Consider the following 23,459-nt stretch of genomic DNA (forward strand, 5'->3'; position numbering starts at 1 on the left):
ACAGCGATTGTAAATTGTGGCAAGAAAAATCTGATTAATTATTCAACAAAAACAGGAAGGTAAATGCAGTGTCAGCATTGAAGCCCGATAGCGCTATACGTACCGGGCTCAAAACCAATTGCAAGCTATTTTTGCACCCACCAGACGGCTTCGAAAGGACGTAGCGTCATGTCTGCGGGTTGGCTGGCGACCTCGGCATAGTTGTGCATCAGCACCTGCCAGTTTCCCCCGGTATGGGGCGGCTGCCAGCGTTGGAAGGCATCGCTCAGATTGGCAATGACCAGCAGTCGCTGCCCTTGCCACTCGCGCTGATAGCACCATATGTGCGGGCTGTCCGGTAACAGATCCTGATAGTCGCCCCAGGTGATAACCGGCTCCGTTTTGCGCAGTGCGATCAGCCTCTGATAGGCATAGAACACCGAGTCGGTATCGTTCAGCGCTGCCGCCACGTTGATCTCCGCCGCGTTGTCACACAGATTGATCCACGGCTCGCCCTTGGTGAAGCCCGCGTGTTGGCTGGCATCCCACTGCATCGGCGTGCGGCTGTTATCGCGGGATTTACTGGCGAGGATCGCCAGCAATTCGTTGGCATCTCGCCCCTGACCGTTCAGTTCGGCAAACATGTTATGGCTTTCCACATCGCGATAATCGGTAATTTGGCTGAAGTGCGGATTGGTCATGCCGATCTCTTCCCCCTGGTAGATATAGGGCGTGCCCTGCATGCCATGCAGCACCATCGCCAGCATTTTAGCGGCCGGCACGCGGTAATTACCTTCGTCGCCAAAACGCGACACGATGCGCGGCTGGTCGTGGTTACACCAGAACAGCGCGTTCCAGGCCTGATTGTGCATGCCCTGCTGCCAGTGGCGGAACAGGGTTTTCAGCGCGACATAATCGGGTTTGGCTAACGTCCACTTCTCACCGTTGGGGTAATCCACTTTCAGGTGGTGAAAGTTAAAGGTCATCGACAACTCACTACCATCTTGTGCGGCGTATTGCTGGCAATGTTCCAGCGTAGTGGATGACATTTCTCCCACCGTCATCAGGTTGCGTGGCGTGAAGACATCGCGGTTCATCTCGCGTAAAAATTCATGTGCGCGCGGGCCATCGGTATAAAAACGCCGTCCATCGCCGTCGGGATCGTTCGGGAAGCTCTGATCTTTAGAGATAAGATTCACCACGTCGAGGCGCAATCCGTCCACGCCGCGATCGGCCCAGAATTCGCACACTTTTTTCAGCTCGGCGCGTACCGCCGGGTTCTCCCAGTTCAGGTCTGCCTGTTCAGGAGCAAAGAGGTGCAGATAATACTGCTCGCTTGCGGCGTGCCAGCCCCAGGCGCTGCCGCCAAATTTGGAACGCCAGTTGTTCGGTGTACTATCTGGCGTACCGTCACGCCAGAGATAAAACTGGCGATACGGGCTGTCTTTATCCAGCGCCTCACGAAACCACGCATGCTGGGTTGAGGTGTGGTTAAACACCATATCGAGAATAATACGGATACCGCGCGCTTTCGCCTGCGCCACCAGTTCGTCAAAATCTTCCAGCGTACCGTAGGCCGGATCGACAGACAGGTAATCCGCGACGTCGTAGCCGTTATCAACCTGCGGCGAAATATAGAACGGCGTCAGCCAGATGGCATCGACGCCCAGCTTTTGCAGATAGTCGAGACGCTGGGTCACGCCGCGTAAATCGCCGGTGCCGCTGCCGGTGGTGTCCTGAAAACTCTTGGGGTAAACCTGATAGATAACGCCGTTTTGCCACCAGTGTGGAATAGTCATGGTTGTTTCCTGGAAATACGCTGGGGCGCAACTGCGCCCCGAAGAAAAGTTAGATAATTTGTAATGTGCCCAGACGGTATTTACGCTGGTAAACAAATGAGGTCAGTATCATTGGGATAACAATCGCAATGACCATCGCCATGCCAAATACCTGCCAGTAGGTCGGCTGGATAGAGAGGATGCCCGGCAAACCGCCGACGCCAATCCCGTTTGCCAGCACTCCGTTCAGGCCGCACAGCAGTCCGGCGAGACCGGAGCCGATCATCGCGCACAGCATCGGGAAGCGGTATTTCAGGTTGATGCCGTACATTGCCGGTTCAGTGACCCCGAGATACGCGGAGATGGCTGCAGGGACTGAGATTTCACGTTCGTTGTGTTTGCGACTGGAGATAATGATGCCCACCACCGCAGAGGCTTGAGCGATATTCGACAGCGCGATCAGCGGCCATACCGGCGTGCCGCCCATGCTCTGAATCATCTGCATGTCGATGGCAAGCGTGGTCTGATGCACGCCGGTGATCACCAGCGGGGCGTACAGGAAGCCGAACAACGCCGCGCCGATCGGGGCAAAGCTGCCGGTCAGCAGATGGCGGACCGCAAACGCGACACCGTCGCCGATCATGCGGCCAAACGGACCGATAAAGGCGTGCGCGAGAAACACTGCAAGGATCAGAGAGCACACCGGGACGATCACCAGATACAGATAATCCGGCACGATGCGTTTCATGCGCGTTTCAATAAACCCGAGCGCCAGCCCGGCCAGTAACGCCGGAATAACCTGTGCCTGGTAGCCCACTTTCTCAATGCTGAACAGACCGAAGTTCCACACCTCCGGCACCTGCTGACCGAGCAAATAGGCGTTCATCAGTTGCGGTGAAACCAGGGTTACGCCCAGCACAATACCGAGGATCGGCGTACCGCCCATTTTTTTCACTGCCGACCAGCAGATCCCGACCGGCAGATAGAAGAAGATCGCCTCGCCAATCAGCCACAGGAAGTCGTAAAGGGTTTTCAGCGAAGGATGCATCTGCGCCAGCGTCTGGCCGTTGCTCATCGGTAGATCGCCGATTACGTTACGGAAACCTAAGATCAAACCGCCGCTAATTAGCGCGGGCAGCAACGGGAAGAAGATCTCCGCAAAATGAGAAATCAGCTGTTCGTGCCATTTCATATTCTGCCGCGCCGCTTTTTTCGCCTGCTCTTTGTCGGCGCTGGCCTGTCCGGTTGTCGCCAGCAGCGCTTTGTAGTAATCGCCCACCTCGGTGCCAATCACTACCTGAAACTGCCCGGCGTTGGTGAAGCAGCCTTTGACCATCGGTAGCTGTTCGATCTCTTTGGGTCTGGCATTCGCGGGTTGATTCAACACAAAACGCAGGCGCGTAATGCAGTGACTCACCGTGGCGATATTGTCGCGCCCGCCTACCAGCTCAATCAGCCGGTCGATATCCGCTTGTTTTACTTTGCTCATGATGACGTGTGTTCCCCGTAGGTCGGATTAGACGCTTTCGCGACGTCATCCGGCAGCTGTCTCGTTGTTGGTGCCAGAGTATATCGTCGGTGAATATTTAAAAATGGGAACGTTCCCGAAACGCAGTGAAGATCACAAATTAGTGCTCAGAAAGCAATCAGGAGAGGCTGGAGGGAATAACGATTTGCCGCAGTTCGCTGCGGCCGTTGATCTGCTCGATCAGCTGCGAGGCCGCTTGCCGTCCGGCTTCAGCGTAGCCGGGATCGACGGTGATGATCTCCGGATGGAGGAATTTCATCAGCGGCGTATTACCGACGCTTGCCAGTTGCAGGTTGTCGATTCGCTGTTCCTGCAGATATTTGCTGACGCCAAGGGCAAGCGTGTCCGTCGCACAGACTAACGCAGTTGTTTCCGGCGTAATGACATCGGCGGCATGCTCATAGCCCTGTTTCATGGCCAGACCAGGCAGAGCAGCGACAGGATGCAGCTTATGTTTCTTGCAGAAGGTCAGGTAGGCCTCATGACGGCGCTTACCGGTGGTCACGTCGCTATGGGGGACGCCAAGGAAACTGATATGACGATGTTCGCGATCGTACAGACGCTGCATCAGGGTATGAATGGCGCCTTCGTCGTCATAACAGACGGAGGCAAAGCCTTTGGCATCCCTGGCCAGCAGAACCAGAGAGTCCTGCCAGGAGGTGAGCATGGTTTCCGTTACGCCGGTAAAACCAAACAACACGACGCCATCAATGTTGCGACGTTTGAGCATTCCCAGATGTTCTTCTACCAGTTCAGGTGAGAACTGGCTTTCCATCATAATCGGATCATAACCCTGCTCATAAAAGGCGGGTAGCATGGTCTGCACGGCGAGATTTTCCGAAAGTGAGTCCAGACGCGTGACGATAATCGCCACGACTTTGTCGCTTTGCCCACGCATGGCACGTGCGGAGCGGGAAGGGGAGAAACCGTGCTGATTCATCACTGCTTCAACACGTTCACGGGTGCGTTCGCTAACGCCGCTTTCGTTGTTGAGCACACGGGAAACCGTTGATTTCCCTACACCGCTTAAGCGGGCGATGTCTTTAATAGTCAGCCGATTTTGCATCCTGTTTTCCCGTTGCGCACTTTTTCAGTTATATCAAAGAGAGTAACTTTACCCATGTGGAGTGCAATGGGGAAAGTCTGCTTTAAACCGTTCACCCTTCAGGCGATGTGTATACGTTTGGTTTAGTTTCCATGCTGTATCATACCGCCATAATTGTCACAAACCTTATGGTTTTCTGCGTATAATCCGCAGCGCTTATCATTCACTTACCGGAGGCTATATGGATCCCGATCCCACCCCTCTCCCTAAATGGAGAACCCCCCCTCTCCGGTAAGCCTGTTTTCACTGTCTTACCGGAGCTGTAAGACAGTGACGTTCTGACGTCCCTGTTGTGATTTTAAAATTGCCACCAGGCAAGGCTTTGCCACGCCTGAAGGATTTACTGCGCCCGCTTATACTGGTGCAGAGGGACTGCCTATGTTCAAAAATATTACTCGCCAGCTGTTTGCCCGGCTAAACCGCCATTTACCGCATCGTCTGGTGCATCGCGATCCGCTACCCAATGCGCAGACCGTCGCCAGCACGCCGATCCCGCCTTCGCTGAGCGAACATTGCCTGAAAATGGCGCTGATGGACGAAGAAGCGCTGTGGAAAACGTTTGGCGCGCACCCGGAAGGATTGAACGCCGCAGAAGTGGAAAACGCTCGCGAGTTACATGGCGAGAACCAGCTACCGGCGCAGAAGCCGTCGCCATGGTGGGTACACCTGTGGGTCTGCTACCGCAACCCGTTTAATATTCTGCTGACTATTTTAGGCGGCATTTCTTATGCCACCGAGGATCTGTTCGCTGCCGGCGTCATCGCCTTGATGGTTGTCATCTCCACGCTGCTGAATTTTGTCCAGGAAGCGCGTTCCACCAAAGCGGCGGATGCGTTGAAAGCGATGGTCAGCAACACTGCTACGGTGCTGCGCGTCATCAACGAGAAAGGGGAGAACGGCTGGGTTGAACTGCCGATCGACCAGTTGGTGCCTGGCGATATTATTAAGCTGGCAGCAGGGGATATGATCCCAGCCGATCTGCGCGTGGTGCAGGCGCGCGATCTGTTCGTGGCCCAGGCTTCACTGACCGGTGAATCGTTGCCGGTGGAGAAAGTCGCCACCAGCCGCGACCCGCAGCAAAGCAACCCGCTGGAATGCGATACCCTGTGCTTTATGGGCACTAACGTGGTGAGCGGAACGGCACAGGCTATCGTCATTGCGACCGGAGCCAATACCTGGTTCGGGCAACTGGCGGGCCGTGTTAGCGAGCAGGAAAGCGAGCAGAATGCCTTCCAGAAAGGGATCAGCCGCGTCAGCATGCTGCTGATCCGCTTTATGCTGGTGATGGCGCCAATTGTTCTCATCATCAACGGTTATACCAAAGGTGACTGGTGGGAAGCGGCGCTGTTTGCCCTGTCTGTCGCGGTGGGGCTGACGCCGGAAATGCTACCAATGATCGTCACCTCAACGCTGGCGCGTGGGGCGGTGAAGCTGTCAAAACAGAAGGTCATCGTCAAACACCTCGACGCCATCCAGAACTTTGGCGCGATGGATATTCTGTGCACCGATAAAACCGGCACGCTGACACAAGATAAAATAGTGCTGGAGAATCATACCGATATCTCCGGCAAGCCCAGCGAACATGTCCTGCATTCCGCGTGGCTGAACAGCCACTATCAGACCGGGCTGAAGAATCTGCTGGATACGGCAGTGCTGGAAGGCGTGGACGAAGAATCCGCCCGCCGGCTCTCTACCCGTTGGCAAAAAATCGATGAGATCCCGTTTGATTTCGAACGCCGCCGCATGTCGGTGGTGGTCGCTGAAGAAACCGATGTGCACCAACTGGTATGTAAAGGCGCGCTGCAGGAGATCCTCAGCGTTTGCACCCAGGTGCGCCATAACGGTGAGATTGTCCCGTTAGATGACAACATGCTGCGTCGGGTGAAACGCGTTACCGATACGCTGAATCGTCAGGGGTTGCGTGTGGTGGCGGTGGCAACCAAATACCTGCCTGCGCGTGAAGGGGACTATCAGCGTATTGATGAATCCGATCTGATCCTCGAAGGGTATATCGCGTTCCTCGATCCGCCGAAAGAGACCACCGCCCCGGCGCTGAAAGCGCTGAAAGCCAGCGGTATTACGGTGAAAATTCTCACCGGTGACAGCGAACTGGTTGCGGCGAAAGTGTGTCATGAAGTGGGTCTGGATGCAGGTGATGTGGTTATCGGCAGCAGCATTGAAGGGTTAAGCGACGACGAGCTGGCCCGACTTGCCCAGCGCACCACGTTGTTTGCCCGCCTGACGCCAATGCACAAAGAGCGCATTGTCACACTGCTCAAGCGTGAAGGTCATGTGGTCGGCTTTATGGGCGATGGCATTAACGACGCCCCGGCGCTGCGCGCGGCGGACATTGGTATCTCCGTTGATGGTGCGGTTGATATTGCCCGTGAAGCGGCAGATATCATTCTGCTGGAAAAGAGCCTGATGGTGCTGGAAGAAGGGGTGATCGAAGGACGCCGTACTTTTTCTAACATGCTGAAGTACATTAAAATGACGGCCAGTTCTAACTTCGGTAACGTATTTAGCGTGCTGGTGGCGAGCGCCTTTTTACCGTTCCTGCCGATGCTGCCGCTGCACTTACTGATTCAGAACCTGCTGTACGATGTATCCCAGGTGGCGATTCCGTTTGATAACGTCGACGAAGAGCAGATCAAAAAGCCGCAGCGCTGGAATCCCGCCGAGTTGGGCCGCTTTATGATCTTCTTTGGACCGATCAGCTCGATCTTCGATATTCTGACTTTTTGCCTGATGTGGTTCGTCTTCCATGCCAATACGCCTGAACATCAGACATTGTTCCAGTCGGGCTGGTTCGTGGTGGGTCTGCTGTCGCAAACGCTGATTGTGCATATGATCCGTACCCGTCGCGTGCCGTTCATCCAAAGCCGCGCCGCATGGCCGCTGATGCTGATGACGCTGGTCGTGATGGTGGTGGGCATTGCGTTGCCGTTCTCACCGCTGGCCAGCTATCTGCAATTGCAGGCGCTGCCGCTGAGCTACTTCCCGTGGCTGGTTGCGATTCTGGCGGGTTACATGACATTAACTCAGCTTGTGAAAGGTTTTTATAGCCGCCGCTACGGCTGGCAGTAATCCTCAACTTCTCTTCTGCAGGATGGTGTTAATACCATCCTGCATTTCACTTTTTCATTCGAAAGATATTCCCTCGAAATATTGGTGTTTTATTTTTATTGAAATGCTCACGCGGTAATTAGTATCAAATTGCCTTCTTTGCGTTGCTTTTTTATCAATAAAACGATCTGCATTGCAAAAATGAAACAGTGTGCTAAAAATAATGAGCGTCTGTGATTTTTTGTGAACACAGTCATCGAAATAAGTTGTTACACCAGTTAGTCTGCACAGGTAACATCGTTAAGAAAGTTTCACGCTGCCCATTTTTAATTCCGGCAGTCATTTGCTCTGCAAGCTATTCCTGTTAATGGATATTATGAACTTCTGGAGAAGGACAAATGAAACTGACAAAAAACCTGTTAAGTCTGTGTATTGGCGCGTCGGTATTACTGGCGAGTCATGCAACGCTGGCACAAACCTTTCGCGCCGCAGATGTGCATCCGGCTGATTACCCGAACGTTGTTGCCGTGAAACATATGGGGGAAAAACTGAGTGCCGCCACCGACGGTCGTCTGGAGATTAAAACCTTTCCCGGTGGCGTGTTAGGTGACGAAAAACAGATGATTGAACAGGCGCAATTAGGCGCTATCGATATTATTCGCGTTTCAATGACGCCGGTTGCCGCCATTCTCCCTGAAATTAACGTCTTTACCCTGCCGTATATCTTTCGTGATGAAGACCATCTGCATAAGGTTCTCGACGGCATGATTGGTCAGGAGATTGGCGACCGCCTGACGGCAAACACCAAATCGCGGCTGGTGTTCCTCGGCTGGATGGATGCCGGAACGCGCAACCTGATCACCAAAAATCCGGTGGTGAAACCGGAAGATTTACACGGCATGAAAATCCGTGTTCAAGGGAGTCCGATAGCGCTGGATACCCTGAAAGCGATGGGCGCTAACTCCGTTGTGATGGGCGTCAGTGAAGTCTTTAGCGGCATGCAGACCGGCGTTATTGATGGTACGGAGAATAATCCGCCAACGTTTGTTGCGCATAACTATTTGCCGGTCGTGAAAAACTATACCTGGAGCAAACATTTTATTATTCCTGAGCTTTTTCTGTTCTCGAAAGCTAAATGGGATAAGTTGAAAAAAGAAGACCAGGATCTCATTATTAAGCTCGCTAAAGAAGCCCAGGTAGAGCAACGCAAACTTTGGCAGGATTATAATGCGAAATCGCTGGAGACCATGAAAGCCAATGGCGTTCAGTTCCACGATATTGATACGGACTATTTCTATAAAGCCACGCAGTCAGTGCGGGATAATTACGGTAAAGACCACCAGGATTTGATCAAACGGATTCAGGATGTGAAGTAATTCATCAGGTGGAGGATATCAACCCTCCGCCTGAATCTTTTGATTAATTCGAGGTGATGATTATGGGTGAATGCTATTCATCGGTAATGGATTTTCTTTATCGGGTATCAATGTGGATTGCCGGTATCGCATTATTAGTCATGGTTGCCATTATCCCTATTGGCATATTCGCGCGTTATGTTCTGAATAACGCTCTGTCATGGCCTGAGCCCGTCGCCATTCTCTGTATGGTGACATTCACCTTTATTGGTGCGGCGGTGAGCTATCGCGCAGGTTCGCATATCGCAGTGAGCATGGTGACTGATCGTCTGGGTGATGCTTCCCGTCGTTATTGCTCGATAATCGCAGACGTTATGCTGGTGGCGATAAGCCTGTTTATCCTCTGGTACGGAACCAATCTCTGTCTTGAGCTGTGGGGACAGCCCGTGGCTGAATTCCCGCTTTTAAGTGCCGGGCAAAACTACCTTCCATTGCCGATTGGCTCTGCCATAACGCTGCTGTTTATCGCAGAAAAGATTTTCCGTGGTCCGCAGTACCAACGTCCCGTTGTCATGCTGGGATCGACCAGCTAGTTACCGCCCCCATTTCAGAAAGGAAAGCAGATGGATGCATTTATTCTCGTCTTTACGCTCGGCATTATGCTGGCAATTGGGGTACCGGTAGCGTATGCGGTTGGCATTAGCGCCATCATTGGCGCCTGGTACATAGATATTCCGCTGGAAGCGGTGATGATCCAACTGACCAGCGGGGTGAATAAGTTCTCCCTGCTGGCGATCCCGTTCTTTATTTTGGCCGGAGCGATCATGGCCGAAGGGGGAATTGCGCGGCGACTGGTGAACTTTGCCTATATTTTTGTTGGCTTTATTCGCGGCGGACTGTCGCTGGTAAACATTGTGGCATCAACCTTTTTTGGCGCAATTTCTGGATCGTCTGTAGCTGATACCGCATCCATTGGTTCGGTGATGATCCCGGAGATGGATAAAAAAGGCTACCCGCGCGATTTTGCCGCGGCGGTTACTGCCAGCGGCTCGGTGCAGGCGATCCTCACACCGCCCAGCCATAACTCGGTTATTTACTCGCTGGCAACCGGCGGCACGGTGTCGATTGCCGCGCTATTCATCGCCGGGATCCTGCCGGGCCTGCTGTTAAGTTTCAGTCTGATGGTAATGTGTGTGGCGTTTGCGCACAAACGCGGTTACCCAAAAGGGGAACGCGTGCCGTTTCGCCAGGCGCTGAAGATTTTCGTCGATACGCTGTGGGGCCTGATGACGGTTGTGATCATCATGGGCGGTATCCTGTCAGGTATCTTTACCGCGACGGAATCAGCGGCAATTGCCTGTCTGTGGGCCTTCTTTGTCACCATGTTTATCTATCGTGACTATAAATGGTCTGAGCTGCCAAAGCTGATGTTCCGCACGGTGAAAACGGTCACGATCGTCATGATCCTGATAGGCTTTGCCGCTGCGTTCGGCGCCGTCATGACTTATATGCAGTTGCCGATGCGTATCACTGAAGCCTTCACCAGTATTTCGGACAACAAATACGTCATTCTGATGTGCATTAACATCATGCTGTTGCTGATCGGTACGCTGATGGATATGGCGCCGCTGATCCTGATTTTGACGCCGGTTCTGCTGCCGGTGACCAACGCGCTCGGCATTGATCCGGTCCATTTTGGCATGATCATGCTGGTGAACTTAGGGATCGGTCTGATTACGCCGCCGGTAGGGTCAGTGCTGTTTGTGGCCAGTGCGGTGAGTAAGCAGAAAATAGAGCAGGTGGTAAAGGCGATGCTGCCGTTCTACCTCGTGCTGTTCCTGGTGCTGATGCTGGTGACGTACATTCCGGCGATTTCGCTGTTCTTGCCGAAACTGTTTGGCGTGATGTGATAAATGCCCGGTGGCGCTCGCGCTTACCGGGCCTACCTAAATTCATTCCGGGCTTCCATGCCCCTTTTTTTTTGTGTTTCACACAATGCAGCTAAATATTTTCTGAATTATGGCATTGCCAGTGTCTTCCAACAGAATACGCTAGATTATAAATGTTAACATCTTGTCATGTTAATTATTCTCAGGAGGCATTATGAACGCTTATATATTGGGGAGAGAGGAACCTGAATATAGTATTGATGTTGGAAGTGGTGAATGGTGCAGTGCGGGGCATTTTTCAGATCAATTTTATTATTATAAATATTACCTGGAGCAATTGATTGATGGGAGCTTATATTTAAAGTATCGCTATCCTTTTGCACGAGAAAATTTACTGCATTATTTGCAAAATACGGGTGAAGACATACATATTAACTTAACTGATATGATGGGAAAATCAGCCCAGTTAAGGGATAATTATGTGCAATTATTGGATGCAGCAAAGAGTTTTTGTAAAACATTACCGCCAGGTCAGCATGAGTTTACTTCTGCGCATGTTAATACTGATGATTTTATTTCTAGCGATCCAGACTTGTTTTATGCTATAGGAGGTTATCAATACTGGGGCAAAGGTCGAGTGCAAATTACCGAAGATAAGTATAAAAATACAATGAGCAATGGTAGTAGACTATGTAGTTATAATTTGACATTTCAGTTTAAGTTTTTTGACAGGTATAACTGGAATGTTAGTGTCGTAAATTCTGGAGTTCGTTTAGGTAGTATCGTTCCTGTGAATGATACTTTTATGGGGAGGTTTCATCAGGAGTGTCTGGCCAGAGAGTACAATATTTTTGGTGCCATTGAGTCAGAGGTAAAATGGCATGACTGAGCATGGCACTTTATTTTACATAGAAAAAATACTTACTTTCGCTTTAGTTTGTGCTTTTTGTTATATGCTGTATATTATTTCGGTTTGCTGGTTACCAGTACGTGAAAGTCACTATCTTCTGGTTGTACAATGGTGCCGTAACGATGATTCAAATACCCACTATGCAAAGAATTTATCCTGGCATGGTTTATATGTTTATTTGGAGAAATCGTCTGGGAATATTATTGTAAGGGAAATGAACACTCCTCTACACGATCCATTTCAGCCTTATCGGTACGTTTACCGTAAAATTGCACATGAAAATGATATATCCTTGGTCGCAGAGAAATGGGGGGTAATTAAGTGTCAGGGAAAAAATAAAGCGCTCATTGGTTCATCTGGTTATTCTTTTTTATGGAGACATGGCCAATGAAGACTTTTATAAGACGAGCTACTATAAAAATATTTTTTTTACTAATTATAATGTTTATCTGTATTTTTTCTATTAGTTCAGTTGAAAGATATAACAACATTGTTGGTTTTAAAATTCACAATAAGGTAGTTTATACATTGGAAAAGATGAAGAATGATAGTGATGATGATCTTAAAATTAATATTTATAGTTCAAGGTTGAACTGGGTTTTAGGACAAACCTGTTTCTCAGAGAATATAGAATCACAGCAAAAAGGGGAAATGGAATTATATAATTGGGGTGTGGGGATAATCGAAAATGAAACCATCACCTTAAAGAATAATGGAAGAGAATTGATTTTTTCAGTTATAGGCTGCAATACTTAAGGAACCCTGCCAGAGCAGGGCTCTCTAATAAGACTTAGCGACGAACGGCGATCGCTTCAATCTCGATTTTCACGTCTTTCGGCAGACGGGCCACTTCCACGCAAGAGCGTGCCGGGAAGGTCGCGTTGTGCTCGGTGAAGAACGCTTCGTAGGTCGCGTTGACGGTGGCAAAATCGTTCAGGTCTTTAACGAAAACGGTCGTTTTTACGATATCGCCCACTTTCAGGCCTGCTGCTTCAACGATAGCTTTTACGTTTTCCAGCGACTGACGTGCCTGAGCGGACACGTCTTCCGCTACGGCACCGGTTTTCGGATCGACCGGGATCTGACCGGAAGTGATTACCATGCTACCCAGGTCAACACCCTGAACGTATGGGCCGATTGCTGCTGGTGCATTTTCCGTCGCGATAGTCTTGCTCATGATTTCTCCTGAATTACAGCGGTAATAGAATGTTCCCGCTCATTATAGGGAGCCGGGATCTCATAACCAACCCTAATTAGTTGGCCAGCACCACATAATGCGAAAACTCTTTTTCACAGTATTTGCATTTGAGTGCGATGTCATCGGCGCGCTTTTTCACTGCAAAACTGGAGGAAACCGGCTCAGCATGGCTGATACAGTTGCTGTTCGGGCACACCAGTACGTTGTCGATGCGCTCCGGCAGGCTGGGGCGTGATTTACCCACCACATCATAATCGTCAATGCGGTTTACCGTTGCCTGCGGAGCGTACAGGGAGAGCTGGTTGACCTGCTCGTCGGTCAGGAAGGTATTTTCGATTTTAATCAGGTCTTTACGGCCCATCTCGCCAGACGGCAGGTTCAGTCCGATAGTGATGCGCTGGTCGGTTTCGGTCAGTTTGAACAGCGTCAGCAGCTTAAAACCAACCTGTGCGGGGATATGGTCAATCACGGTGCCACGTTTGATGGCTTCAACCTGCAGTTTGTTATCGTGTGTCATCTCTTTTTCTCCCTTACAGTGCCAGTTCGCTATTCAGTACCAGTGCCAGTAACGCCTGGCGGGCGAAGATGCCGTTGCCAGCCTGCTGGAAATACCAGGCGTGCGGCGTCTTATCGACATCGGTGGTGATCTCATCGATGCGCGGCAGCGGATGCAGCACCTTCATGTTCTCTTTGGCTCCCGCCAGATCGCTGGCGCGCAGAACAAACTGTGCTTTCACGTTGGCGTATTCGGACGGGTCCAGACGCTCTTTTTGTACGCGGGTCATGTAGAGGATATCGACCTCCGCCATCACCTCTTCGATAGTGCCATGCAGGCTCCAGGCAATACCTTTTTCATTCAGCATATCCAGAATGTATTGCGGCATGGCCAGCGCGTCCGGGGCGATAAAGTAGAAGCGGTTACCTTCAAACTTCGCCAGCGCCTGGGTCAGGGAGTGGACGGTGCGGCCATATTTCAGGTCGCCCACCATGGCGATGTGCAGATTGTCCAGCCGACCCTGCGTTTCCTGAATGGTAAACAGATCCAGCAGCGTTTGGGTCGGGTGTTGGTTGGAGCCGTCGCCGGCGTTCAGTACCGGAACGTTACCGGAGAACTCCGTTGCCAGACGCGCAGCACCTTCCTGCGGGTGACGCATCACGATGGCGTCGACATAAGTGCTGATGACGGAAATGGTGTCGGCCAGCGTTTCGCCTTTTTTGCCAAGCGACGTGTTGCTGCTGTCAGAGAAACCTACCACGCTGGCGCCCAGGCGGTGCATCGAGGTTTCAAAGGATAAACGGGTGCGGGTTGACGCCTCAAAGAAGCAGCTGGCGATGACCTTATGCTTTAACAGCTCCGGCTGCGGGTTGGCTTTTAATTTCGCCGCCGTCGCGAGGACCAGATTGAGGTCGTCGCGGCTGAGGTCGTTTATGGAAATGATGTGTTTTTGATAGAGCGGGTTAGCCATGTTTATCTCCTGACGCCTGGGCAAAAAAAAAGCCCCTCAATTGAGGGGCTCGGAATGGATGATCAACGGAAAGAAAAACGGCAGGCCAGCGTCCTTTTTCAGACGCGGTAAGACAAAATGTCGTACACACTGAACCATACATCCTCCCGGCAAATTGTCCGCGATTATACTCAGCTCCGTTATGGGATCAAGCGAAAAATGCACGATTTATTCATCGCAAACGGTTCTTATGAATTTTAATTCATTTTAAATAGATAGTTAATCTGCTTGTGCACCAGCCCCGTTCGCTGCACGACTCGCGGCGCAACCCAGACAATACTGCTGCCAGCGATGACACCCAGAATCTCTGGTAACGCGTGGTAATCGAGGATTCTGGCAACGGCACGGCCATAACCTGCTGCAGTATGAATGAGGATAAACTCGCTATTGTGTTCCACGCTGACCACCATTTCAGCAATCGATCGGGCAGCATCAGGAGCGGGTCGCGATTGCGGATTTACAGAATAAATTTTTTGCCCTTTTGTATTTCTTATCTTTATAGCACCGAGCAGTTTCAACAGACGAGATACCGTTGACTGGCTAATCCCGGTAAAGCCATGCTGCTGTAGATCCCGACGCAGCGCTTCCTGGGACAGGTAGCTTTTTTCAGTAATCAGGCGCTGACAAATCGCCAGCTGTTTCTGTTCTTTGGTCGAGTAATCATCGAATTCCTTCATAAAAACACCCTAAATTTATTATTTGTATCAATGCGATGGCGAAATTCACCACATTTGCTATATCAATAACGGCTCAAACGGGCGGTTGTGCAGAAAAACGAGAGCACGCTCAAAAAAGCCGTCGGGAGCCGACGGCCAAAACGGCTACAGCATTGCGCCGATACTCAGGACGACCATGTTCAGCACCGTCAGAATCAGCAGCAGCGGGGCGACCCATTTCAGGTAGCGCACATAAGGAACGCGAGCGATAGCCAACCCGCCCATCACGACGGCTGAAGTGGGGGTGATCAGATTCACAATGCCAGAAGCGGATTGGTACGCAGTAACGACCAGATCCCTTTGCACATGGGCGAAGTCGGCCAGCGGGGCCATAATGGGCATCGTGAGCACCGCCAGACCAGACGAGGAAGGGACCAGGAAGGAGAGCAATACTTCCAGCCAGTAGGTCACATTGATGAAAATGGTGGTGGAAAGACCGGAGACTAAATTTTCGGCGCTGTGCAGAATGGTGTGGGTAATCATACCGTTATCCATCACCACGACGATACCGCGCGCAATGCCGATAATCAGCGCCACGCCGAGCAGATCCCGCGCACCGTCAATGAAGGTACTGGTGAAGGCTTCTTCGCTCATGCGGGCAATCACGCCGACGATAATCGCAGAAGCCAGAAAGACTGCGGATATTTCTGCCATCCACCATCCGAGTACCGCGACGCCATAAATCATTACCGCAAAGGCGGCGGCGAATATCAGCAGGATCCACTTACGCGTAGCTGTGAATTCAAGGTTAGCGTTGCCGCGATTGCCGAGGAAATGCGCGCGGTTTTCCTCCATTTTATCCGCCACAATCGACAACTCCGGGTGATTGCGGACTTTGCGCGCATAACGCATGACCCACACTACGCAGATAACATAGCCGACGACCAGCAGCAGAATGCGCATCAGCATTCCCTGGGTGAAGGGGATCCCGGCGGCGTTAGCCGCGATAACCGTCGCGAAAGGGTTGATTGTCGAACCGAGCGTGCCGATGCCTGCGCCGAGTAGCACGGTCGCCGCCGCAACCAGTGGATCAAAGCGCGCGGCCATCATGACCGGAACTAATAAGGTGTAGAAAGGGAGTGATTCTTCCGCCATGCCGTAAATCGTGCCTCCGGCGGCGAAAAGCCCCATCAGAATGGGGATCATCCACTCTTCTTTGCCGTTCAGCCTGACCGTCACGCGTTCGATGCCTGCGTCGATGGCGCCCGTTTTGTTTACCACGCCGAGAAACCCACCGATGATCAGGACAAACAGCGCGACATCAATTGCGCCTGCGGTGTAGGTTTCGTGGTTATAAAGCCCGTCAATCGGTGCCAGCAGGACAGCGGTTATGCCTTGTGGATGCGCCTCGGTCGGGGCATAAGTACCGGCAACCGGCACTTCTTTGCCGAGGGTAGCATTCATCGCCATCTGGTATTTCCCTGCCGGGACAATCCAGGTCATAACGGCGACGAGTGCAATAAGAATAAACAGGATGGTATACGCGCTGGGAAATTTGAATTTGCCCATGATGTTCTCCGGATAGCTTGGGCATATGCCGCCAGGCGACACATGCCCGCAGGGGTTAGTCGCCGAGTGTCGCTACCATGACCGCTTTGATGGTATGCATCCGGTTTTCCGCTTCGTCGAAGACGATGGAATGCGCTGACTCGAATACCTCTTCCGTGACTTCAAGTCCTTTCAGACCGTAAGCCGCTTCGATTTCACGGCCCACTTTGGTGTGCTCATTATGAAAGGCGGGCAGGCAGTGCATGAATTTCACATTGGGATTGCCGGTCGCATTGATGACCTGCTGATTAATCTGGTAGGGCGTCATCAGGCTGACGCGTTCTGCCCACGCTTCTTTAGGTTCGCCCATCGAAACCCAGACATCGGTATAGAGGAAATCTACGTCGTATACCCCTTCCGCAACATCGTCCGTGAGCGTAATGCGTGCGCCCGTTACGCTGGCGATTTCGCGGCATTCGGCAACCAGCGCCTCGTCCGGCCAGAAGGACTTTGGCGCGACCAGACGAATATCCATCCCCATTTTCGCCGCGCCGACCATCAGCGAATTACCCATGTTGTTGCGGGCGTCACCGAGGTAAGCGAAGCTCAGCTCCGGCAAGGTTTTACCCGGCGCGTGTTCCAGCATGGTCATCAGATCCGCGAGGATCTGCGTAGGGTGGAATTCATTCGTTAGCCCGTTCCAGACCGGCACACCGGCGAATTGTCCCAGTTCTTCCACGATCTCCTGGCCGTAGCCGCGGTATTCGATGCCGTCATACATGCGACCCAACACGCGGGCGGTATCTTTCATCGACTCTTTATGGCCGATCTGCGAGCCGCTTGGGCCGAGGTAGGTGACCTGTGCGCCCTGATCGAAAGCGCCGACTTCAAAGGCGCAGCGGGTGCGAGTGGAGGTTTTTTCGAAGATCAGCGCGATATTTTTACCGACCAGCGTTTGCCTTTCGCGCCCGGCTTTTTTTGCCGTTTTTAACTCGATAGCCAGATCGATCAGGTACTGGATTTCTGCAGGGGTGTAGTCCAGCAGTTTGAGAAAATTGCGATTTTTCAGGTTAACAGTCATGAAAATGTCCTTATGTAGGCCGGATAAGGCGCAGCCGCCATCCGGCAAAAAAAGCCCTAAGCGTGAGCGTCGGTGGTTTCGAGACGAATGAGCGTGCCTTTGTCGCCGGCGAGAATGGCCGGACCGTCGGCCAGTGAACCGATGCCAGCAATTCCCCGACAGTGAGAGACGAATTCCGCGCAGGCGGTGACTTTGGGGCCCATTGAACCGGCGTCGAATTGCATTTCACCGAGCAGTTCCGGGGTGACCTGGGCCAGCGGGCGCTGGGTAGGTTTGCCCCAGTCGAGGTACACGGCGTCAGCATCGGTGAGGATCAACAACGCATTGGCATGGAGTTGGCGGGCGAGCAGGGCGGCGGAGAGATCCTTGTCGATCACTGCTTCAATGCCGTGGAAGCCATCGGCTTTTTCCACCACCGGTACGCCGCCACCGCCGTTGCAAATCACCAGATGATCGCGGGCGATCAATGTGCGAATAGCATCACTTTCAACGATACGTTTGGGTTGTGGAGAGGGCACAACGCGACGGAACGCTTTACCATCGGCTTTGAAAATCCAGCCCTTTTCCGCGTGTAGCGTTTTAGCCTGATCGTTGTCGTAAATCGGTCCGATATATTTGGTCGGATTACTGAAGGCTGGATCGTGGGCATCGACTTCAACCTGAGTCAGCAGGACGCTAATTTCACGTTGCGGCAGCTGGTTTTTCAGGGCTTGTTGCAGCATATAGCCAATCATTCCCTGACTTTCCGCACCGAGAATGTCGAGCGGATAAGGGGTGACGCGGTCATAAGCGCTGTTCTGTAACGCCAAAAGTCCAACCTGTGGGCCATTGCCATGCACCAGAATCACGCGCCATTGCTGCGTAAGCTGAGCGATAGTTTTTGCCGCCAGCTCAATATTCTTGCGTTGGATGTCAGCTTCCAGCGGTTCACCGCGTTTGAGCAGCGCATTGCCGCCCAACGCCACAACCAGAGTAGGTTTGTTTTCCATAACGTCTCCTTAAATACCGTCGCGTTCCAGTGGGCAGCTCATGCAGCGCGCGCCGCCGCGTCCGCGTCCCAGTTCGTCGCCAGGAATGGGTAAAACGGTGATACCGGCTTTGTCGTATTTTTCGTTGGTCCAGATGTTGCGCTCGTAACCCACCACCACGCCGGGGCGCAGCGTCAGAACGTTGTTGGCGTCGTTCCACTGTTCGCGTTCAGCTTCGAAGGCGTCGCCACCGGTGGTGATCAGCGTGATTTGGTCGAGGCCCAGCGCTTTTTCGAGGGCGTGTACCAGCGTGCTTTCCTGGGTGCGTTTCAGGCCGCCGCGCCCGTCTGGCGTCAGGGTCCAGCACTGGACATCCGGGCGTACCACTTCCGGGTAGACGGAGAAGGTATCGATATCGATGTGGGTCATGACGGTATCGAGGTGCATACAGGAGCGATGTTTCGGCAGTTCAACCGCGATGACGCGTTCAGCCTGGCGATGCTTAAACAGCGACTGGGCAAGGAACTCAATGCCCTGCGGCGTGGTGCGTTCCGACATACCGATGAGTACCGCGCCGCGACCAATCACCAGCACATCGCCACCTTCTAATGTGGCGTGGTCGTAATTAATATTTTCATCGCCGAAATATTTAATAAATTCACCATCGGCAAATTGTGGATGCCAACGGTAAATTGCTCGCAGGTTATTGGTTTCCCGCTGGCGTGCGGTTTTTGCCATCGGGTTAATGGATACACCGTTATATATCCAACAGGAGGTATCGCGAGTAAATAGGTGGTTGGGTAATGGCTTCATAATAAAGTCATTAATATCGTGAGTATCGACCACCATATTTTTGATGGAGGCAGGAATTTCCCCGTAGGTTAGCCCGCCGCTTAAATGCCGGGCGAGTTCCCGGTGCTGCATATCTGCAAGCCATGCGCGAATATCGGTAGCGAAAGCGGGGCCAAGGCGATAATCAGAGATTTGTGTCTCCAGCAGCCAGCCTTTGGCATCCGGGACATCTAAGGTTTGTGTCAATAAATCAGTGAGTAACAGAACCTCAATCCCTTGCTGACGTAACGTGTTGGCGAAAATGTCATGTTCTTCTCCTGCACGTTCTACCGAAAGAACATCATCAAAAAGCAGTTCCTGACAATTTGATGGCGTCAGCCTTTTTAAGCTGAGGTTAGGGCGATGTAGCATTACGCTACGTAATTGACCGATTTCAGACCCGACATAATGCTTTTCCATCATTATTCCTTTAATACGATTTTAAAAAATAAAGAGGAGGTGCCTGCAAATAATATTTATTGCAGCCATGATTTTTCAGCTGATTTCAGAATCTATATTTAGATCTTATTTGATGAGGAAATGTGATTTATTTCACAGTCAGGTCGATGGTTGGCTTTTGTTGTTTAATTTATGAGATGGCTCTGAGAATTAACAAAATAAAAATTCGAATAATTGAATTACTACGCGGGAATATGTCTTGTTATTTATCGGTGTTAATTTTATGTACATGTTTAAAAGTGCTGCAATATAAGTAATGTATTGATTTGTTTGTGCTTTTTTATGTGTAATGAATTATTATGCGAATTTATGATTTTATTATTTGCACTGTAATGCTTATTTCAAAATAAATATGATGATGAAGAAGGATAGTGAAGGAGATGTGAACTGTGATCGATGGCTGGTTTTTCTAACAAAGTTTTTAAGAACAGTGGGTTACTGATTGGATTGAAAAAGGGTGGCCGAAATTTATGCAGAGTTTATGCATAACCTGTTGCTGAGAGTTAGCAATTATTTAACATCATCAGCGATAAACATGCGTTGACGCAAAATATCAGCAAATAGCAGTGGTATGGCAGGCGGTTTTTTCGTATAACAACAAAAATGAAACGTTGTTTTAATTGAGGGGTTTGAGATGATTGTCGGCAATATTCACAACCTGGATGCCTGGCTGCCGGAAGAGCTGCGTCAGGCAATTGAACACATTAAAGCGCATGTGACGGATGCGACGGAAAAAGGTAAGCACGACATTGACGGCGATCGCCTGTTTTATCTGATTGCCGAAGATATGACGGAGCCGTTTGCACAGCGCCGCGCCGAGTATCACGCCCGCTATCTGGATATTCAGATTCTGCTCAAAGGCCAGGAAGGAATGACCTTCAGCACGCAGCCTGCGGGCGCGCCGGAAACTGACTGGCTGGCGGATAAAGATATCGCCTTCCTGCCGGAAGGGGGACAGGAGAAAACGGTGGTGCTGAACGAAGGTGATTTCGTGGTGTTCTATCCGGGTGAAGTGCATAAACCGCTGTGCGCGGTCGGTGCTCCAGCGCTGGTACGCAAAGCTGTGGTGAAAATGCAAGTGGCATAAGCGTATTTGCCGGGGGCGGCTGCGCCTTACCCGGCTTACGGGAGCACGGTTGTAGGCCGGATAAGATGCTTAGCATCTTATCCGGCATTCTTTTCATCCATGCCCTCACTTCGCCAGCGTCGCCACCATCACCGCTTTGATGGTGTGCATCCGGTTTTCCGCCTGATCAAATACGATGCTGGCGGGTGATTCAAAGACCTCATCGGTCACTTCCATACCGCCGTGCAGACCATATTCCTGTGCCATTTGTTTGCCAAGCGTGGTTTGATCGTCATGAAACGCCGGCAGGCAGTGCAGGAATTTCACCTGTGGATTGCCGGTCAACGCCATCATCGTGCTATTAACCTGGTACTTACGCAGCAGCGCAATACGCTCGGCCCACTTCTCTTTTGCTTCGCCCATTGATACCCAGACGTCGGTATAGATAAAGTCCGCACCTTTCACGCCCGCGGCGACATCTTCGGTCAGCGTAATATTGCCGCCGTTTTTCAGCGCCAGCGCTTTGCACTCCGCCACCAGGCTCTCTTCAGGCCAGCATGCCTGCGGCGCAACCAGGCGCAGATCCAGCCCGGTTAACGCAGCGGCTTCCAGCATGGAATTGCCCATATTGTTGCGGGCATCACCGGTGTAGACCAGCGTCATCTCATTAAACGCTTTACCCGGCAGGTGTTCCTGCATAGTTAACAGATCCGCCAGCAGCTGGGTAGGATGAAACTCGTTGGTTAATCCGTTCCACACCGGAACTCCGGCATATTCCGCCAGCGTCTCGACAATCTCCTGGCCGTGGCCCCGATACTGAATACCGTCGTACATGCGGCCGAGCACGCGGGCGGTGTCTTTGATCGACTCTTTATGGCCAATCTGGCTGCCGCTTGGCCCGAGATACGTCACGCGCGCGCCCTGATCGTATGCGGCAACTTCGAAAGAGCAACGGGTGCGGGTTGAATCTTTTTCGAAGATGAGCGCGATGTTTTTACCGGTGAGTTTAGCGACCTCAGTACCGTTGTTCTTATCCGCCTTAAGCTGCGCGGCGAGCTGGAGCAGTGACGTGAGTTCAGCAGAGGTGAAATCAAGCAGTTTCAAAAAGTGCTTCTGATAAAACGCAGACATGGTTCCCTCACATGGCTTAAGCCATTTATTGAATTAAAATTCAATTTATATGGATGTTTATTCATTTGCAACCTTGTTTAACAAATCTTTCCTGGAAAGGTGGAGGCAATGACAGCGGTATGTGACAATAAGAGTATCGGCAGGACATTATGAGGAACGAGCCATGGCAAACCCGGAACTACTGGAAGAACAGCGTGAAGAAACGCGCTTGATTATTGAAGAGTTACTCGAAGATGGCAGCGATCCAGACGCGCTGTACACCATTGAGCATCACCTTTCCGCGGATGACTTCGAAACCCTGGAAAAAGCGGCAGTAGAAGCCTTCAAGCTGGGTTATGAAGTGACCGAGCCGGAAGAGCTGGAAGTGGAAGAAGGCGACACGGTTATTTGCTGTGACATCCTGAGCGAATGTGCTCTGAATGCCGAGTTGATCGATGCTCAGGTTGAGCAGCTGATGAACCTGGCTGAAAAATATGATGTGGAATACGACGGGTGGGGTACCTATTTCGAAGACCCTAACGGCGAAGAAGGTGAAGACGGCGACGATGAAGATCTCGTCGACGAAGATGATGACGGCGTGCGTCACTAAGTCATCTACTGACCTGCGGTAGCCCAGGCTGCCGCAGGCCAAGGACAATGTATGGATTACCTGCAAATACTCTCCCCGATCCACAATTTCCTGCACTGTAAAACGCCCCAGGCCTGGCTTGATAAAGCGCGAGACCCGGCTAATCTGCCTCTGTTATTGACCGACCACCTCGTCTGTGAGCTGAAAGCAGCGCAAACGGCGATGCTGCTGGTGCGTAAGTATGTCGCAGATAAACAGGGATCTCAGGCGCTGCTGGATTGGCTGAAACCCTATGAAGCGTTTGCTTTCAGAGAAGGGGATGAGCCGGATTTTATCGCGCTGAATAAACAGATAAGCAAAAGCGTGATGCCGCAAACCGACGACCCGTGGGGACGCAAGCTTATCGACAGCATGGTTTTGCTGATCAAGGAAGAACTGCATCATTTCTGGCAGGTGCGTGAGGCGATGATGAGTCGCAACATTCCCTATATTAAGATTACCGCCAGCCGTTACGCCAAAGGCATGCTCAAAGAGGTGCGCACCCACGAGCCGCTGACGTTAATCGATAAACTGATTTGCGGGGCTTACATTGAGGCGCGTTCCTGTGAACGGTTCGCCGCGCTCGCACCGTATCTGGATGACGATTTGCAGGCGTTTTATCTGTCGCTACTACGATCAGAAGCACGCCATTATCAGGATTACCTGGCGCTGGCGCAGCAGGTTTCTGCTGACGATATCAGTAGCCGGGTGCGATTCTTTGGTGAAGTGGAAGCATCGCTGATCCTGTCTCCAGATGATGAATTCCGCTTTCACAGCGGCGTTCCTGCTTAGCCTCCTT

The 23,459-nt window shown here is 51.6% G+C and carries 26 protein-coding genes; 11 read left to right on the forward strand and 15 right to left on the reverse strand.

What is annotated here, in order from left to right:
* Window positions 1–125 precede the first annotated feature (125 nt).
* The 3 genes from treC to treR form a co-directional block, all read right to left on the reverse strand.
* A complete protein-coding gene (treC, locus tag FDX24_RS20280; protein WP_137364822.1) occupies window positions 126–1,778 on the reverse strand; it encodes an alpha,alpha-phosphotrehalase in 1,653 nt (550 codons plus the stop codon).
* A 49-nt stretch (window positions 1,779–1,827) separates the two neighbouring features.
* On the reverse strand, window positions 1,828–3,246 hold the full coding sequence (gene treB, locus FDX24_RS20285) for a PTS trehalose transporter subunit IIBC (protein WP_048212842.1): 1,419 nt from the start codon (window positions 3,244–3,246) through the stop codon (window positions 1,828–1,830).
* 157 nt (window positions 3,247–3,403) lie between these two features.
* Complete coding sequence (gene treR, locus FDX24_RS20290; RefSeq protein ID WP_048212841.1) at window positions 3,404–4,351, reverse strand: trehalose operon repressor TreR; 948 nt, start codon at window positions 4,349–4,351, stop codon at window positions 3,404–3,406.
* A 417-nt stretch (window positions 4,352–4,768) separates the two neighbouring features.
* Between treR and mgtA the strand changes: the two genes are divergently transcribed.
* From mgtA to FDX24_RS20325, 7 genes are all read left to right on the forward strand, one after another.
* Entirely contained in the window at window positions 4,769–7,477 is a 2,709-nt protein-coding gene (gene mgtA / locus FDX24_RS20295; protein WP_048212840.1) for a magnesium-translocating P-type ATPase, read from the forward strand.
* A gap of 377 nt (window positions 7,478–7,854) precedes the next feature.
* On the forward strand, window positions 7,855–8,832 hold the full coding sequence (locus tag FDX24_RS20300; RefSeq protein ID WP_048212839.1) for a TRAP transporter substrate-binding protein: 978 nt from the start codon (window positions 7,855–7,857) through the stop codon (window positions 8,830–8,832).
* A gap of 62 nt (window positions 8,833–8,894) precedes the next feature.
* Window positions 8,895–9,404, forward strand: coding sequence for a TRAP transporter small permease (locus tag FDX24_RS20305; RefSeq protein WP_137364823.1), 510 nt, complete (start codon window positions 8,895–8,897; stop codon window positions 9,402–9,404).
* A 30-nt stretch (window positions 9,405–9,434) separates the two neighbouring features.
* The gene (locus tag FDX24_RS20310) at window positions 9,435–10,721 is read left to right on the forward strand and encodes a TRAP transporter large permease (protein WP_003839607.1); all 1,287 of its coding nucleotides are present in this window, start codon (window positions 9,435–9,437) and stop codon (window positions 10,719–10,721) included.
* Between the two features lie 193 nt (window positions 10,722–10,914).
* Window positions 10,915–11,589, forward strand: coding sequence for a hypothetical protein (locus FDX24_RS20315; protein ID WP_231591581.1), 675 nt, complete (start codon window positions 10,915–10,917; stop codon window positions 11,587–11,589).
* Window positions 11,582–12,001, forward strand: a complete 420-nt coding sequence (locus tag FDX24_RS20320; RefSeq protein ID WP_071887313.1) for a hypothetical protein — start codon at window positions 11,582–11,584, stop codon at window positions 11,999–12,001. Before FDX24_RS20315 ends, FDX24_RS20320 begins: the two co-directional genes overlap by 8 nt.
* Entirely contained in the window at window positions 11,998–12,366 is a 369-nt protein-coding gene (locus FDX24_RS20325; protein WP_137364824.1) for a hypothetical protein, read from the forward strand. The genes FDX24_RS20320 and FDX24_RS20325 overlap by 4 nt, the downstream gene beginning before the upstream one ends.
* 34 nt (window positions 12,367–12,400) lie before the next feature.
* On the opposite strand, the gene ridA is transcribed toward FDX24_RS20325, so the two are convergent.
* The 5 genes from ridA to pyrL form a co-directional block, all read right to left on the reverse strand.
* Window positions 12,401–12,787: a 2-iminobutanoate/2-iminopropanoate deaminase gene (gene ridA / locus FDX24_RS20330; protein ID WP_000047544.1), complete on the reverse strand. Its 387-nt coding sequence runs from the start codon at window positions 12,785–12,787 to the stop codon at window positions 12,401–12,403.
* Window positions 12,788–12,863: 76 nt separating this feature from the next.
* Window positions 12,864–13,325, reverse strand: a complete 462-nt coding sequence (gene pyrI / locus FDX24_RS20335) for an aspartate carbamoyltransferase regulatory subunit (RefSeq protein WP_003025816.1) — start codon at window positions 13,323–13,325, stop codon at window positions 12,864–12,866.
* Between the two features lie 13 nt (window positions 13,326–13,338).
* Entirely contained in the window at window positions 13,339–14,274 is a 936-nt protein-coding gene (pyrB, locus tag FDX24_RS20340) for an aspartate carbamoyltransferase (protein WP_061067131.1), read from the reverse strand.
* Between the two features lie 2 nt (window positions 14,275–14,276).
* Window positions 14,277–14,330 (reverse strand): pyrBI operon leader peptide, encoded by a 54-nt coding sequence (locus FDX24_RS23885; RefSeq protein WP_106875647.1) that lies wholly within the window; start codon window positions 14,328–14,330, stop codon window positions 14,277–14,279.
* Window positions 14,311–14,412 carry a pyr operon leader peptide gene (gene pyrL, locus FDX24_RS20350; protein WP_016155570.1) on the reverse strand — a complete coding sequence of 34 codons (102 nt, stop codon included), beginning with the start codon at window positions 14,410–14,412 and terminating at the stop codon, window positions 14,311–14,313. The genes FDX24_RS23885 and pyrL overlap by 20 nt, the downstream gene beginning before the upstream one ends.
* Here pyrL and FDX24_RS20355 point away from each other — a divergent pair.
* A complete protein-coding gene (locus tag FDX24_RS20355) occupies window positions 14,392–14,514 on the forward strand; it encodes a hypothetical protein (protein WP_086523826.1) in 123 nt (40 codons plus the stop codon). The genes pyrL and FDX24_RS20355 overlap by 21 nt on opposite strands.
* Here FDX24_RS20355 and FDX24_RS20360 read toward each other — a convergent pair.
* The 5 genes from FDX24_RS20360 to arcA all read right to left on the reverse strand — a co-directional run bounded on the left by FDX24_RS20360 (window position 14,511) and on the right by arcA (window position 19,817).
* Window positions 14,511–14,990, reverse strand: a complete 480-nt coding sequence (locus FDX24_RS20360) for an arginine repressor (RefSeq protein ID WP_043018242.1) — start codon at window positions 14,988–14,990, stop codon at window positions 14,511–14,513. The genes FDX24_RS20355 and FDX24_RS20360 overlap by 4 nt on opposite strands.
* A gap of 144 nt (window positions 14,991–15,134) precedes the next feature.
* Window positions 15,135–16,538: a YfcC family protein gene (locus tag FDX24_RS20365; protein ID WP_048212835.1), complete on the reverse strand. Its 1,404-nt coding sequence runs from the start codon at window positions 16,536–16,538 to the stop codon at window positions 15,135–15,137.
* Window positions 16,539–16,593: 55 nt separating this feature from the next.
* Window positions 16,594–17,598 carry an ornithine carbamoyltransferase gene (gene argF, locus FDX24_RS20370; protein WP_048212834.1) on the reverse strand — a complete coding sequence of 335 codons (1,005 nt, stop codon included), beginning with the start codon at window positions 17,596–17,598 and terminating at the stop codon, window positions 16,594–16,596.
* Window positions 17,599–17,654: 56 nt separating this feature from the next.
* Window positions 17,655–18,587, reverse strand: coding sequence for a carbamate kinase (arcC, locus tag FDX24_RS20375; protein ID WP_061067132.1), 933 nt, complete (start codon window positions 18,585–18,587; stop codon window positions 17,655–17,657).
* Window positions 18,588–18,596: 9 nt separating this feature from the next.
* Complete coding sequence (gene arcA, locus FDX24_RS20380) at window positions 18,597–19,817, reverse strand: arginine deiminase (RefSeq protein WP_048212832.1); 1,221 nt, start codon at window positions 19,815–19,817, stop codon at window positions 18,597–18,599.
* 673 nt (window positions 19,818–20,490) lie between these two features.
* On the opposite strand from arcA, the gene FDX24_RS20385 reads away from it, so the two are divergent.
* Window positions 20,491–20,943 (forward strand): YhcH/YjgK/YiaL family protein, encoded by a 453-nt coding sequence (locus FDX24_RS20385; protein WP_032937721.1) that lies wholly within the window; start codon window positions 20,491–20,493, stop codon window positions 20,941–20,943.
* A 105-nt stretch (window positions 20,944–21,048) separates the two neighbouring features.
* On the opposite strand, the gene argF (FDX24_RS20390) is transcribed toward FDX24_RS20385, so the two are convergent.
* Window positions 21,049–22,053 (reverse strand): ornithine carbamoyltransferase, encoded by a 1,005-nt coding sequence (gene argF / locus FDX24_RS20390; RefSeq protein ID WP_048212831.1) that lies wholly within the window; start codon window positions 22,051–22,053, stop codon window positions 21,049–21,051.
* A complete protein-coding gene (locus FDX24_RS23890; RefSeq protein ID WP_371414776.1) occupies window positions 22,023–22,118 on the reverse strand; it encodes a hypothetical protein in 96 nt (31 codons plus the stop codon). The genes argF (FDX24_RS20390) and FDX24_RS23890 overlap by 31 nt, the downstream gene beginning before the upstream one ends.
* 98 nt (window positions 22,119–22,216) lie before the next feature.
* On the opposite strand from FDX24_RS23890, the gene rraB reads away from it, so the two are divergent.
* Window positions 22,217–22,642 (forward strand): ribonuclease E inhibitor RraB, encoded by a 426-nt coding sequence (gene rraB / locus FDX24_RS20395; RefSeq protein WP_003025845.1) that lies wholly within the window; start codon window positions 22,217–22,219, stop codon window positions 22,640–22,642.
* Between the two features lie 51 nt (window positions 22,643–22,693).
* Window positions 22,694–23,452, forward strand: a complete 759-nt coding sequence (gene miaE / locus FDX24_RS20400) for a tRNA isopentenyl-2-thiomethyl-A-37 hydroxylase MiaE (protein WP_115643977.1) — start codon at window positions 22,694–22,696, stop codon at window positions 23,450–23,452.
* Window positions 23,453–23,459 lie beyond the last annotated feature (7 nt).

Source organism: Citrobacter sp. wls716, from assembly GCF_005280975.1.
In the GTDB taxonomy this organism is placed as follows: Bacteria; Pseudomonadota; Gammaproteobacteria; order Enterobacterales; family Enterobacteriaceae; genus Citrobacter; species Citrobacter youngae.